This is a genomic window from Lascolabacillus massiliensis (assembly GCF_001282625.1).
Lineage (GTDB): Bacteria > Bacteroidota > Bacteroidia > Bacteroidales > Dysgonomonadaceae > Proteiniphilum > Proteiniphilum massiliensis.
In genome coordinates, this window is the sequence record NZ_CTEJ01000002.1 from 478,924 (window position 1) to 493,157 (window position 14,234).

At 40.2% G+C, this 14,234-nt stretch carries 9 protein-coding genes and 1 pseudogene; 2 read left to right on the top strand and 8 right to left on the bottom strand.

Features of this window, described 5'->3' with window-relative positions; genetic code table 11:
* Positions 1-38 precede the first annotated feature (38 nt).
* Complete coding sequence (locus BN1354_RS06800; protein WP_197272027.1) at positions 39-1,061, top strand: LacI family DNA-binding transcriptional regulator; 1,023 nt, start codon at positions 39-41, stop codon at positions 1,059-1,061.
* Positions 1,062-1,314: 253 nt separating this feature from the next.
* Here the strand turns inward: BN1354_RS06800 and BN1354_RS06805 are convergent, their stop codons facing one another.
* The 5 genes from BN1354_RS06805 to BN1354_RS06825 all read right to left on the bottom strand — a co-directional run bounded on the left by BN1354_RS06805 (position 1,315) and on the right by BN1354_RS06825 (position 9,943).
* Entirely contained in the window at positions 1,315-2,709 is a 1,395-nt protein-coding gene (locus tag BN1354_RS06805) for a Gfo/Idh/MocA family protein (protein ID WP_053826652.1), read from the bottom strand.
* 163 nt (positions 2,710-2,872) lie between these two features.
* Positions 2,873-4,594, bottom strand: coding sequence for a RagB/SusD family nutrient uptake outer membrane protein (locus BN1354_RS06810; protein WP_053826653.1), 1,722 nt, complete (start codon positions 4,592-4,594; stop codon positions 2,873-2,875).
* A 62-nt stretch (positions 4,595-4,656) separates the two neighbouring features.
* A complete protein-coding gene (locus tag BN1354_RS06815; protein WP_154904865.1) occupies positions 4,657-7,875 on the bottom strand; it encodes a TonB-dependent receptor in 3,219 nt (1,072 codons plus the stop codon).
* A 408-nt stretch (positions 7,876-8,283) separates the two neighbouring features.
* Complete coding sequence (locus BN1354_RS06820) at positions 8,284-9,258, bottom strand: FecR family protein (protein WP_053826655.1); 975 nt, start codon at positions 9,256-9,258, stop codon at positions 8,284-8,286.
* A gap of 94 nt (positions 9,259-9,352) precedes the next feature.
* Positions 9,353-9,943 (bottom strand): RNA polymerase sigma-70 factor, encoded by a 591-nt coding sequence (locus BN1354_RS06825; RefSeq protein WP_053826656.1) that lies wholly within the window; start codon positions 9,941-9,943, stop codon positions 9,353-9,355.
* Between the two features lie 260 nt (positions 9,944-10,203).
* Here BN1354_RS06825 and BN1354_RS06830 point away from each other — a divergent pair.
* Positions 10,204-10,943, top strand: a pseudogene (locus BN1354_RS06830) (SDR family NAD(P)-dependent oxidoreductase).
* 129 nt (positions 10,944-11,072) lie between these two features.
* On the opposite strand, the gene BN1354_RS06835 reads toward BN1354_RS06830, so the two are convergent.
* From BN1354_RS06835 to BN1354_RS06845, 3 genes are all read right to left on the bottom strand, one after another.
* The gene (locus BN1354_RS06835) at positions 11,073-11,516 is read right to left on the bottom strand and encodes a hypothetical protein (RefSeq protein WP_053826657.1); all 444 of its coding nucleotides are present in this window, start codon (positions 11,514-11,516) and stop codon (positions 11,073-11,075) included.
* 81 nt (positions 11,517-11,597) lie between these two features.
* Positions 11,598-12,791, bottom strand: coding sequence for an AGE family epimerase/isomerase (locus BN1354_RS06840; RefSeq protein ID WP_197272029.1), 1,194 nt, complete (start codon positions 12,789-12,791; stop codon positions 11,598-11,600).
* Between the two features lie 39 nt (positions 12,792-12,830).
* A complete protein-coding gene (locus tag BN1354_RS06845) occupies positions 12,831-14,234 on the bottom strand; it encodes an MFS transporter (protein ID WP_053826658.1) in 1,404 nt (467 codons plus the stop codon).

Here is a 14,234-nt window from a genome sequence, read left to right on the forward strand (position 1 = left end):
TGAAACGTTTTAATTTTGTATCTTTAGTCAATATGAATATGAAGAGAACAAAGGTAACCATATATGATATAGCCAGGGAGCTGAATCTTTCTCCTTCCACTATCTCGAGAGCAATTGCAGGAAGCGATTTAATTAGTGATGAAGTGAAGGAAAAGGTTCTTGCGAAGGCAATGGAGATGGGTTATAGCAGCAGGAACTTCAGGGTTAATAAGGGTGACACGATTGCGATTGTTGTACCAGAGGTTAATAACTACTTTTACCATAAGGTACTGAAGAGCATACAGCAAAAAATAGATAACAGATACCTGGTTTCCATACTCTGTTCTTTCAATTCATTTGAAACAGAAAAGGCAATTGTGGAAAAGCTGTCGCCTTCAGAAGTGAGCTGCCTCATTATCACTCAAAGTATGAATGCAACCAACAGCCATCATATTGCCCAGGCAGAGAAGAGGGGTATACCTGTAATCATGTTCAACAGGGTTGACTTTGATTACACCTGCCCAAAGTTTGTTATCGACAATTATATGGATTCTTATCTGCTGACCAACCATCTTGTCAAGTCTGATTACAAAAGAATAGCATTTGCAGCAAAACACTTCAACTGCCCAATTTACAAAGAGAGAATTCAGGCATATAGTGATGTTCTCGCAGAAAATCAGACACCATTTAATCCCGACTATATAATTTACAGTGAACTCACAAATGAGGATATCACAGAGGTTATTATGCGATTTATAAATCTTCATCCACACCCCGATGCATTAATCCTTCCGGGATTCAGTGCTGCATTGCAGGCAATCTCAATATCAAAGGTATACAAAATTGATATCCCAAATGAGATGGCTATTGTGAGCTTTGACGAAGATCCTGAATGCAGATATTCATCTCCTGCAATCACAAGTATTGAGCGACCACTCCCTGAAATAGGCAGAAAGATTGGAGAGCTTGCATTGGAAATCAGTTCAAATAAAAAATATGATAAGAACAGGATAGATCTGTTTAAGTCGAATCTGGTGATTAGGGGATCTTCGTTAAGAATAACATCGCCTCGTGAAGTGTGATTTAAACAGGTGATTTATGGGACTCAAGTGAATGTGATTTAAGATAATCAGTGATAAAATAAAAAGTGCCGGAGATTAAAACCACCGGCACTTTTCTTTGATAGAGTTATTCTGAAAAGTAGTTACAAAGAGTATTACGATTTAGAATATTGATTAATTGTGGTCGATACTCTCACAAGAATATTTAATTTGATAAACTTTCAAATATCTGATTCAATAATCTCACAAGAATATCTGATCGGTTTGACTTAGATTAATAAGCAAACTTAAGACCATCAATTTTATCCCAGCCTCCACGTGTGAAGTCGGGTATTTCAACAGGCACACTGCCATTATCCAGTGAGATCTCAGTCAAAGGAATAAGACTGCACCACTCTGCAAGGTCATAAACATCCATATCCAGAGGCAGACCATTCTGCAGACAGTAAACAAGACGGTAATCCATGATGAAGTCCATACCTCCGTGACCACCTACTGTTTTAGCTTTCTCTTCAAGCTCTTTGTGGATAGGGTGTTTGTACTTCTCCATCAAGGCAGTCTTAACCTCTTCAGAAACGAAGCTGTGTGCGTTAAGATCTTCATGATTAGGAATACCTTCAGATTCTACCTGACCAGACTGGATAGCGTAGCCCTGTACAGGATATTTATTAGCAAATCCTTTTGTTCCTGTAAGCTGATACATACGTGAATATGGACGAGGAGTCATCACATTATGCTGAATGTTGATTGTCTTACCCTTCTCAGTCTTTATCAGTGTCAAAGTATGATCACCATTACGGAAATCAGGAGCTTCACGTCCATACAGTTCTTTCACTATTTCCGGACCAACGATTGGTTTAGTATCAACTGATACCAGGTAGTTCATTTTATCACCACGGTGGATATTAAGAAGCTGAGCAGCCGGTCCGATTCCGTGAGTTGGATAAACATCACCTCTGTTTTTCTCGTTATAATCAAGGCGCCAGTTATTCCAGTATGAATCCCAGAATGCTGACAGCTCATGGATATATGATCCTTCTGTATGGATAATCTCGCCAAATACGCCCTGCTGAGCCATGTTCAGTGTGGTAAGTTCAAAGAAATCATACACACAGTTCTCAAGCTGCATACAGTGCTTGCGTGTTCTCTCAGATGTATCAACAAGTGCCCATATCTGCTCAAGTGTCATTGCTGCAGGAACTTCAATAGCAACGTGTTTGCCATTTTCCATGGCATATACACCAATTTCGGCATGAGAATTCCAATCGGTTGCTACATACACTAAATCGATGTCATCACGCTCTACAAGCTCTTTCCATGAGTTTACATCACCTGAGTAACCTGCCGCTTCGGGGAAACCAGCTTTGCGAAGGATTTCCTGAGCAGCATCAACTCTCTCTGGTCTGAGGTCGCATAGTGCAACAATCTCTACTCCCGGTATATGAGTGAAACGTTGTACAGCACCGGGACCGCGCATTCCTAAACCTACAAACCCTACTCTTACTGTTGGAATGGGTTCTGCAGCAAACTGCAGCATGTCGGTTTGTCCAGCCGGCCTTTCAGGCACCTCTGTCTTAATCATCTGCGGCACCCCGTTCTCACTTGGAGCGACGCAGGAAAATGCGATGGTTGCAATAAAAAGCAACAAACTAAATTTTAAAAACTTCATCTAATTTATTAATTAAAAACATTAAATATATTGTCTATATTAAACTTCAGGCCTTAAATTAACTGACTAAACAGGTAATTAACAACCTTCATAACCTTTTCATCTATTCAAACCACAAATATACTCCAAATTTAGTGTGATTTGAGTTAAATTCTTAAATAAATTAATTAGATGTTGGATTTTGAGTAAGCGTACTTCCTGTTCCCTTGTATGCATTTATTGCATCCTGAGGAATGTAATACACCACCCTGTAATCGGTTGCCTCAACCACTTCCATGGCGTTGTGGGGACCCGGATATTTGCGTGTCAGAGGATCTCCGTTACGGAACACATCATAGCTGCGCTCTGCCTGGAAAGCAAGTTCCAGACGACGTTCCTTGTCGATCAGCTCACTTGCATTCTCTGCATTGAGTGATGTGTATCCTTCTCCGGGAAGTGAACGTTCACGTACAGTATTAAGAGCTGTAAGTGCAGTTGCATAATCACCCTGTTTTGCTGCTGCTTCTGCTTTATTCAGGTAGATCTCTCCAAGACGTGAGATTACAGGTGAGTGAAGGTGCGACTCCTCTCCCTCGCGTGAGCATTTAGTGATGTAGAACATCGGGAATGCACGGTTAAGTCTCATAAGCTTGTCAACTACCCCTGTATAGATCTTTCCATTAGTATATTCAATTGAATAGATACCCTGCTCTTCATCCACAGGTGTCATTTCGAATGTTGTGCTCTCTTCAGTACAAAACAGTTTACCATTAACTTCCGAGATAGGTGCCTGCACATAGCCATAGCCTGTCTGTGTTCCATTACCATTGTACACATCTTTAATGAAACGGAAAACCTCTGTTCCATCATCTGTATATTGTGGTTCGATAAAAGCAGCACGAGCATCTACCAGCTTGTTGTTTGCCCAGTCGTTGCGACCAGTCTCATCAAGCAGTGCTAAATATTCTGCACTGGCATACATCTCGCCCCAGCCCATTCCACCGATATTGGCATACATACCACCGATACCGTAATAGTGGTCATATCCCGAGAACTCAGAAGCAACACGCTTGATAGCAAAGATTGTTTCTGCATTGTTTTCAGGTGTGAAGGTGTTGTATCTCATAAACTCCTCACGTGGAAGTAGTTCATACTCGCCTGAAGCGATCACCTCATCGGCATATCTCTCTGCAAGCTCGGCATACTGAACATTAGGATTGTCGTATGTACCACTCATATAAAGATAGATACGTGACAAGAGCGCTTTTGCAGCCATCTCTGATGCATAGGCACTACCCCTGTTTACTGTGATAAGACTGGCTGCTTTCTCAAGATCGGCTATAGCCTGCTCATAAGTTTCACGTACAGTTGAGCGATCGGCCATCTCACCAAATACGTCGTCAGGTGTACCGTTTACGATGGGCACTCCAAGATTCTGATCTGGGTTCTGGGCAAACGGTCTGCCATAAGCTCTCACCAGGTAGTAGTACATCATCCCGCGCAGGAAGTAAGCTTCGCCGATTTGGCTGTCAATCTCAGGACTCTGTCCCTCTTCAATCATTGTAATGATGTTGGACGACTGCGCAATCACCTTGTAGCTGTTGTCCCAGAAGGTCTGCAACCTATAGTTATTTGGTGTTCTTGAGTATGATATAAATTCGTAAAATGCGTCGGTAGATGTTCCGCGAATCATTATATTATCACCTGCATACTCACCGCAGCGGTGCATAACATCAGACCATCCCTTAAGCTGTGAGTAGGTTCCTGTAAGCAATGTGTTGAGCGAAGCACCCGGATCATTTTTAATACTCTCATCGGGCATCGATCCATATGGTAATCTGTCTATATCGCAAGCAGTGAAAAGCAAAACTGCCGCCAGAATGCTATAAATAGTTATTTTTTTCATTCGATTTGATTTTTATTGTTCTCCTGATTGATTTACACTAATAATCATTACTGATCAATCAATTAAAAAGTAAGATTAAAACCTAATAGGAATTTCCTTGTAGAAGGATATACTGTGGTAGTAACACCAACCACCTTACCATCATAAGAAGGTATCTCCGGATCAACTCCTGAGTAGTCGGTAATTGTAAACAGATTCTCTCCTGTAAGGAATACTCTCACATTCTCAACACTCAACTGAGGAAGCTTGAAATTATAACCCAGAGAAAGTGTACGCATCTTCAGGTATGTTCCATCTTCGAGATAGCGGGAAGATACTTTATTAGATAGAGACGGGTTGTTATAACTTGCAACAGGGTGTGTAGCAATGTCGCCCGGCTTTTCCCAACGTTTCCAGGAAGGCATCAGGCGCATCTGGTTACGATCGCTGTAAGCACCATCAGAGTCATACTCGGCACGTGTGTAGTTGTATATCTTTCCGCCCACTGAATATCCGAATACCATATTTGCATCAAACTGCTTGTAGGTTAGCGTTGTAGAGAAGCCACCAAAAAACTTTGGAGTATATGCACCCATCTCAACCTGATTTGCCTGTGCATATTTCTCGGTAATCTCACGAACCTCTTCACCATTTTCATTTTTAACTGTGCGGTACCACTGCGGAGCTCCTGTTTCGGGATTCACTCCTGCCCATTCGGGGATGTACCATGTATCAGAATCGATACCTTCGCGAAGAATTCTGTTGGCTGATCCTGCAATACCCACTCCATCGCCTAAAATTATAGGTGCAACTTCACCTGTCTGCGGGTCACGCTGCCCATAAAGTTCGGTTACTTTATTGCGGTTGAGACCAATATTAGCATCAATTGTCCATAGCAAATCATCAGTTTTGATTACATCAACACCAAGGATAGCCTCGAACCCTTTATTTCTTACAGCACCAATATTTCTCCACACTCTTGTTACACCGGTAACACCGGGAACAGGAACCTGATAAAGCAGGTCGCTGGTATTTTTATCATAATAGTCGAGAGTAAGTCTCAATCTCTGATATAGTGACAGGTCGATCCCAACACCAGTAGTATATGATTTCTCCCATGTCAGATCTCTGTTACCAATCTGGCTGATAAGAGCACCCGACTCACCATTGTAGCTGTTACCAGCAGCAACTGCATAGAGGTCGTACTGCGGATACAAGCTTGATGGCCTGTTACCCACCGATCCGTATGAAGCTCTCAGTTTAAGCTGATCTACTGCATCGTTCCGGAAAAATTCCTCTTGATGTATATTCCAACCGGCACTGATTGAGAAGAAGTTACCATATTTAGCATTGTCACCAAAGTTAGATGCACCGTCGCGACGAAGCGAAAGCTGTGCCAGGTAGCGGTTGTCGTATGAGTAGTTGAAGTTTGAGAAGACCGACTGCACCGCCCACTCTGATACACCTCCTCTTGCAAGCTCCGGCTTTGCTGTTACATCAAGAATCTGAAATCCAGGAACAAATCCAATACCTGTAGAGCTTAATGTTTCGCCTGAATAGTCGTTATACTCATAAGCAAGTAATGCACTTAGAGAGTGTTTGCCGACCAGCTTGTTGAAACGAAGCAACTGGTTAGTATATAGGCGTGTCATATCTGTACGATACTCATTGATACGGCCATCAACACCTTCACCGGCTGAAGAGCGTGGATCTGTATATGTTCTTGATTTATGATTATTATACTTGATATTATTTACAGAAGAGAAAGTAAGCCAATCGGTAAACTTAATATCGAAGTCGAAATTACCCATAAACTCATAAGTAGCAGAGTTGCTGAAGTTATACTGCAGATCGTAAAGATAATTGGTACTATTACTGTTAACCCATCTGTCAGAATAGTGACCTACAATATTTCCCTCCTCATCAAAAGGGCTGTCCCATGGTAAAGCTGAGTACATTGCAGAAACAGAATACTGACGGTCGTCGATATCCCTGCGTGAACCTGAAATAAAAGGCTTGATAGTGATCCAGTCGGCCGGACGATAATCAGTCTTATAAAGAAGGTTATACCTTGTATACTCATAACCCTTAACAGCACCCTCCTCTTGATATACACCAACTGAAACCAGTGAGCGAAGCTGCTCTGAACCTCCCGAAAGTGAAAGATTGTATTCCTGTATTTTACCTGTCTGAGAGGCAAGATTCCACCAGTCGAAATTAGCATTTCTCAGTTCAGGATTCCATCTTGGGAAAACAATCTCCTCTTTGTTAGAGAATGATGAATAGTAGTCATATAACTCCTGACCATTCATCACCTGCAGATTTCCTTTATAAAGATTTGTGATACCTGCTTTTGCAGAGAAAGTAACATTCAGCTTATCTGCTGAAGGATTTTTTGTTGTTACTACAATAACACCATTAGCACCCTGCGAACCGTAAATAGCTGTAGATGCAGCATCCTTAAGGATAGTCATCGACTCAATATCAGCAGGGTTGAGTGAACCGGGAGAGCTTCCAACAATTACTCCATCAATTACCCATAGGGGGTCGGTGCTACCATTAACTGTGGATTTACCCCTGATTACAATTGTACCGGCAGATCCCGGTTGTCCCGATCCCGGTGCAACATAAACACCCGGAGCTTTTGAGTTAAGCATATTTTCTACCGAAGGGGTTGTGATATCTTTAAGCTTATCGCTTGATAGTGATTGCATAGAACCGGTGAGACTCTCTTTACGCTGTACCATGTAACCCACTACAACAAGTTCTTCCAGCTGCTGTGTGTCTTCTGATAAGATAATGTTAAGTCTGTTCAACCCCTGTGTTGCAATATCTTTTGTTTCATAACCGATGTATGAAACCTGAAGAATTGGGTTTCCTGTAATCTGAAGAGTGAAATTACCATCAAAATCGGTAACAGTACCCGTTGAAGGCTCATCTTTGAGAACAACAGTTGCACCGATAATAGGTTCGCCCGACGCATCGGTAATGGTACCGGTAACTGTTCTGTTTGATTGTTGGGCGGTCGACTGGCGAGCGGCAGTTGCACTCTTTGATACCAGTACGATAAGGTTATTTTCTTCAATTCTATAATCGATATCTGTACCTGCTAAGAGAGTACTCATAACCTGTGTGATATCAGCATCATTTACTTTGAGACTAGTTCTCTTTTCCAGTCCTGCGAGCGACTCGTTAAAGAAGAATTTATACTCGCTTTTTTTCTCGATCTCTTTCAGTGTTTCTCTCACTGATTTGTTTGTAACATTTACTGTAACCTGTGGATTTGCAGTGATTGCAAACATCCACAAAAGTAGCGGCAGCAATAATAGTTTACTTTTCATTCATTTTTGTTTTAGGATTTAACAAATTCTATTTTTTTTCATTCTCTCTCAAACTTGGTACTATTCAGTATAGTTTCAAGGTCGTTATATTGTTTACAATAAAGAGAATAAAAAGCACTAATCGATTAACTTTCATTAATATTATTTAACCAGGAAACTCTCTCCTGATAATTTGGTCAAAGCTTAATATTGTCTACTCGTAACTCAATATAGAAGCCCATTAAAGGCATGCTGATCATTTCATTACAATGATCAGAAAATTTTGTTTTTTAAAAATAAAATGTGATAATACAGCAGTAAAATATCAAATGTCAGATTTAATTCATGCCTAAAACAAATTATACCCTGTCAGATTAAGTATGTTTAAATTCATCCCTCGCTGTAATACAATTCAACTGTGGTTCCATTCATTTTGTAATACATCGGCGAAGTCAGCGAAAGTATATCCAGAACATTTTTTATACTACTGTTACCAAGTGTACCGGTGAATCTTATCGGACGCAGTTTATCTGATGTGAACACAATCTTCACGTTAAACATTCTTGATAATCTTTTGGCAATATCCTCAAAAGAGCTGTTATCGAAATAGAGATAACCATCTTTCCACAAGATATAATCCGATGCCGTAACAGCATCAGTTGCCAGAACATTACCCTCCCTGTAATAAGTTGCACGATGATTCTCATTCAGAATTCGCTCCTGCCCTTCTGCACTAACCCTGATACTACCCTCTATAAGTATTGAGGAGGAAGAGAGATCCTCTTCATAAGAGGTGACATTAAATGATGTTCCCAGTGCTTCCACAACAATATCGTTTGTCCTCACTATAAACGGTCTTTTCGTATCCTTAGCAACCTCAAAATATGCTTCACCTGAGAGATTCAGTACTCTGTCCTTATTGTTGTATGATGAATTATATGTAACTGTTGTGCCGGAGTTTAGCCATACCTGACTGCCATCTGGAAGTGTGATTTCCGCTTTCTCTCCATATCCTGTAGCAAATGTAACCGGAGAGTTTTGATAATTGATGCCTGAGCTAACTACATAGTATGTGATTATTGATGAGACAATTGGTAGCAATAGAATGGCTGTCCAGCGTAACACTCTGGTTGCCAGACTGCGTTGGTTGGAGGATCTCTCAGGTATTACCGATTTTATCCTTTTGAGCAGTTGTTCTTTTTTATATGGATCGATCTCACCAACAGAGCTAATCAATTCATCTTCTATAATCTGCTGAATGTGAGAGTCCTCTTCTACAAGTCTCGCAACCGTAACCTCCTCATCAGGAGCAACATCTCCCTTTAGGAATCTCTCCAACAGCTCTCTCTTTTCAATATTACTCATCGCTAACTACATTATTAAACAAAGGTGTCTCAATTATAATACATTCTAAAAGCTGTTTGCCGCTATTGGCTAACTGCTATTTACATATATTTAACTAAAAAAACAGAGTAAACAGAAGTGCTATAAAAATCAGTTTATCTCTATGTTTCAGTAACTCATTTTTCATATACTTTGTAGCGAGTGATAATTGGGTCTCCACGGTACTGACAGAAATTCCCAGTTTCTCTGCTATCTCTTTGGTTGACATCTCCTGCTGGCGACTCAACTTATAAATATTTTTCCTTCCCGGGGGCATCTGATCAATAAGATCATCCAGCGACCTCTTAAGCCACTCTCCCTCCACTTGCTGTTCGGTTGTATGATCTATCTCTGTCTCTTCTCTCAAAACCATCTCACGATAGATGAGCTCAACAGTCTGTCTCTTATACTTATTATACAAAGTGTTTTTGGCGATTGTTGCAAGATAGGAAATCAATGATTTTCCGGTATCAATTCTTTCGCGTGTTTCCCAAAGCCTGATAAAAGCTGTCTGCACCATCTCTTCAGACATATACTCATCTCCCCTGGTAATGCCTAACATGAAGTTATAAAGTTTACCCACATACCTGTTGTATATAATTTCGAAAGCCTCTCCCGAACCTCTTTTTAAATCTTTTATTACATCTGCTTCGTTATAAACTTTCATCTGGCAAAAACTCCTTAATATCTTATGGTCCAGCTAACCTGGAATGGTTTGCAAAAATATATAAAAAAAACTGCTTCACAAACAGTTAAATTTTCTACAGGTTGCGGTATTCATATGAAAACTACTTCATATCTTTACACCGAGGCTTTGAAAACATTTCTGTAGGCAAAACGAATTATTATTGCCCGGTTTTTATCAGTAATCAAGATGGATCATAATAGATCCTGTGTATCATCAGCGTTTAAATTAATTAAAACAGAATGGATAGAATAGTATATGTAACTGGCGGAGCCAACGGATTAGGAAAAGCTATCGTTACCCTTTTTTGTAAAAATGGAGATGATGTAACATTCTGCGACATAGACAAGGCAGCAGCCGAAAAGCTTTGCAGTGAGCTATCTGACTTTAAATGCACATTTCACGAAGTTGATATATCAGATGCAGCAGCCCTTGAGCAGTCGGTTAGCCAATTAATAAAAGATAAAGGAGATATAGATATAATAATAAACAATGCCGGAGTAAGTCGCTTCTCCTCAATCCTCGACATTACAGTCGAAGAGTTTGATAAGGTGCTGGATATTAACCTGCGACCCATATTCATTACTTCCCGCACACTTGCAAAACACAGAGACGCCAACCCCGAATTAAACAGCTATGGACGCATCATCAATATTGCATCCACCCGCTTTCTGATGAGCGAACCAAATTCAGAAGCATATGCAGCATCAAAAGGAGGTATATACTCACTCACCCACGCATTATCAATGTCGTTAAGCAAGTACAGGATAATAGTCAACTCCATAGTCCCGGCTGGATTGAAACCGGAAACTATGAACTTCTAAACGATCTGGATCACAATCAGCACCCCTCAGGCAGAGTAGGCAAACCAGAAGATATTGCCCGCACCTGTCTCTTCCTGTGTGAGTCCGACAATGATTTCATAAACGGGCAGAACATAGTGGTAGATGGAGGTATGACGAAGAAAATGATATATCTCTGACAGGTTAAATATTCGGTATTTAATTAAAGAGCCCTCCGGTTAAATAAAAATTTTCTCCGGTTAAATAAAAAAACTCTCAAGTACAATAAAAAAGGCGGTACATGACCGCCTTTGATTGTATTATTTTTTTCATTCTATAACCTCTTCTTCTGGACAATCTACAACACGCTTAACATCTAAGTGGATTCCATAATAAGCGAATGCATCTACTTCAATCACTGTTTCAGTTCCTTTATAGGTTGTAAACTGACCCGGTGCAGGATTGCCACTTGGGGCAGAATCATAACCCTGGATCTTAACAGTTTCATTACCATCCTGCAATATTGCATCATTGAGTGATGTGAGAGTAATAGTCACTTTACCATTTACAACCGGTGAGAAATGAGCGGTGCCAACCAGGTATGTCTGTGCTGCAAAAACATTAACTGTCAGGTTAGGAGCATAAGTAGTATAAGTTGCCCAGTTTCCGGGATTCTGATAGCGATCACCTGCAGCCCATGCTGTTTCCTCTTCGTTGCACACCTCTGGTTCCGGTTCATCTTCACAAACCTCTATGCAGTATTCAAACTTCATATCCCCATCATAATTTATTGATGTTGGTAAAGACTATGTATGGAATTGGAGGGGATTTTAGAAAAGAAAAATCTGAGTGGTTTATTTAATCCTCTCCATCATTTCCATGCACATTCTACCATTGTGATACGGACATTTCCAGAAACCTGCCTTATCGTCTACTAAATTGGGCATACCATCTGGTTTAATACTCCAGTACCATTCTCCATTTGTCTTATCAATCAAATGATTCTGTATATAGCTCCAAATCCGAAAAGCTAAATCCAAATAGGTGGTATCCTTAATATTCTGATACAAACTATAAAATCCTACAACAGCCTCTGCCTGAACCCACCAATGTTTTTCTCTATCAATAACAGTGTCCTCTTTTTCATAATTCAGACCACCATCAGAATCCAAACCCTCGGCAGCAGCCTTCGCGATTTTTGATGAAACTTCATTGACCCTTTCCAGAAGACCATTCTCACCCAATACTTCAGCAGCTTCTGTCAACAACCATGAGGCCTCAATATCATGTCCGTATGAAATTGCAGAAGATTTTACCTCCCAGAAATCATTAAAGAAAAGATTGAGGTGATATGATTCAGAATCAATAATCTTATCAATGAATATAGAGATCAAATCTCTCTGGGCATTCATAATATCCTCATGTCTCCATATCCTAAGAAGGTTGGTATATGGTTCAAGAATATGAAGATGAGTGTTCATTGTCTTTCTTTCATTTGCATCCTTCTCACTTAATCGCATATCGGATATTGGTTCCCAATCTCGGGTAAAGGCTTCAGGATACCCACCATATTCTGAATCTTTATACTTCTCTATCAGCCTGAATGTATCTACTGCCATTGCTAAGGCCTTTTCAGATCCGGTTGCCCTGTAAAATTCAGAGAATCCATAAAGCATAAAGCCTTGTGCATACATCTGCTTCTTGGTGTTTTCAGGGTTACCCATATAATCCAGTTCCCAAAAGGTTCCACCATACTCTTTGTCTATAAAATGAGACTCTATATAATCTAAAGCCCTCTGAGCAACATCCCTGTATTCATTATTTCCTAATATACGGTAGGCAGCAGAGAATGTCCATAATATTCTCGCATGCAAGATTGCTCCCTTGTTGGCTTCTTGGTAAATAACATCATTGCCATCGATGCGTCCGTAAAAGCCTCCATGCTCAAAATCCTGCATCTTTTCGATCCAATATGGAAGAATATTTTCAGTCAATTCCTTTTTAAATCCATAAATCCATTCTGTAGTCTGACAATTTATGCTTTTCATTTAATGTTGTTCAATATTTTAATCTTTCCAGTGCACTTTTCATTCATCCCTGTTCTCTTTTGTATTTTCTCTGCGCTCTTTCAATGATTGAGTAATTTCTTTAAGTCTACCCTCAGATAAAGGATAGAAAAATATAAAGATAATAGATAAGAAAGAACCAATTGCAGGAAGAAAACTCATGAACATCTTGATTCCATCTATAGTAGAACTATTCTGTACCTGATTTGCTTCAAATCCCAAATAGGCCAGTAACCATCCGGTAAGTGCCGTACCAATTGCCCAGCCGATTTTTTGACTCATTGACGAAGAACTGAATATAAGTCCGGTTGCCCTATTGCCTGTACTATATTCAGAATAATCGGCACAATCAGCATACATTGACCACAATAATGGAAATATACTACCTGCGCAAATACTAATTAGTGCCTGTAGAATAAATATAAATGCCAGGTTATGGCTCCCAAGTCCGTAGAAGATAATACTCAGTACCGTGGCGATTGTCATTGCTCCCATATACGTGTTTCTTTTGCCAATACTGTTGCTCACGGGTGCAGCCAGAATAACACCCAGGAGGTTGCCGGCTTGACCCAGTGCAAGATACAACCCACTGAGAACAAAAGGTATATTAAAGAGATTTATGGTACCAAATACATCCTCCTCGATATAATATTTGAAATAATATATGGTTGCACCATCACGTATAGAGTTAAAAATAAGTGCAGAAATACCAGCGCCTAGAAGAATCCACCAGGGCTTGTTCTTAACAAGATCCTTCAAATCATCCTTTAGGGGTGTCTGATCTTTTCTTAAAGGTTTTACTCTCTCCCTTGTAAATGCAAAGCAAAGGAAAAACAGGATTATGCATACAACAGCAATTACTCCCACAGCCATCAACCAGCCATACCGCTGATCTTCAATATCTTTACTATAATCGCTAAAGTAATTTACCAATGGCATGAAAAGAAGCAATGTTACGAAACTGCCTATGTAGGCAAACGCCATTCTATAAGTAGACAAAACGTTTCTGTCTTTGAGATCAGGGCTTATTACTCCTAGTAAGGATGCATATGGTACATTAATACCTGAGTAGATGATCATCATCAAAGAGTAGGTAACATATGCATAAATGACCTTGTCGGGAGTTGAAAAAGCAGGAGTGTAAAAGGTGAATACACCAATTACACCAAATGGTATCGCCAGGAATAGCAGATATGGTCTGAATTTTCCCCATTTCGATTCAGTACGATCGGCAATGACACCTACTACCGGATCGAAAAAGGAATCCCAGATTCGGGTAATTAGAAACATCGTACCTACTGCCGCTGCCTCCATACCAAACACATCAGTATAGAAAAACAGCAGGTACATACCAAATAACTTCCAGAACATCGACGATGCAGCGTCGCCAAATCCATATCCTAATTTTTCTTTGAATGATATCAT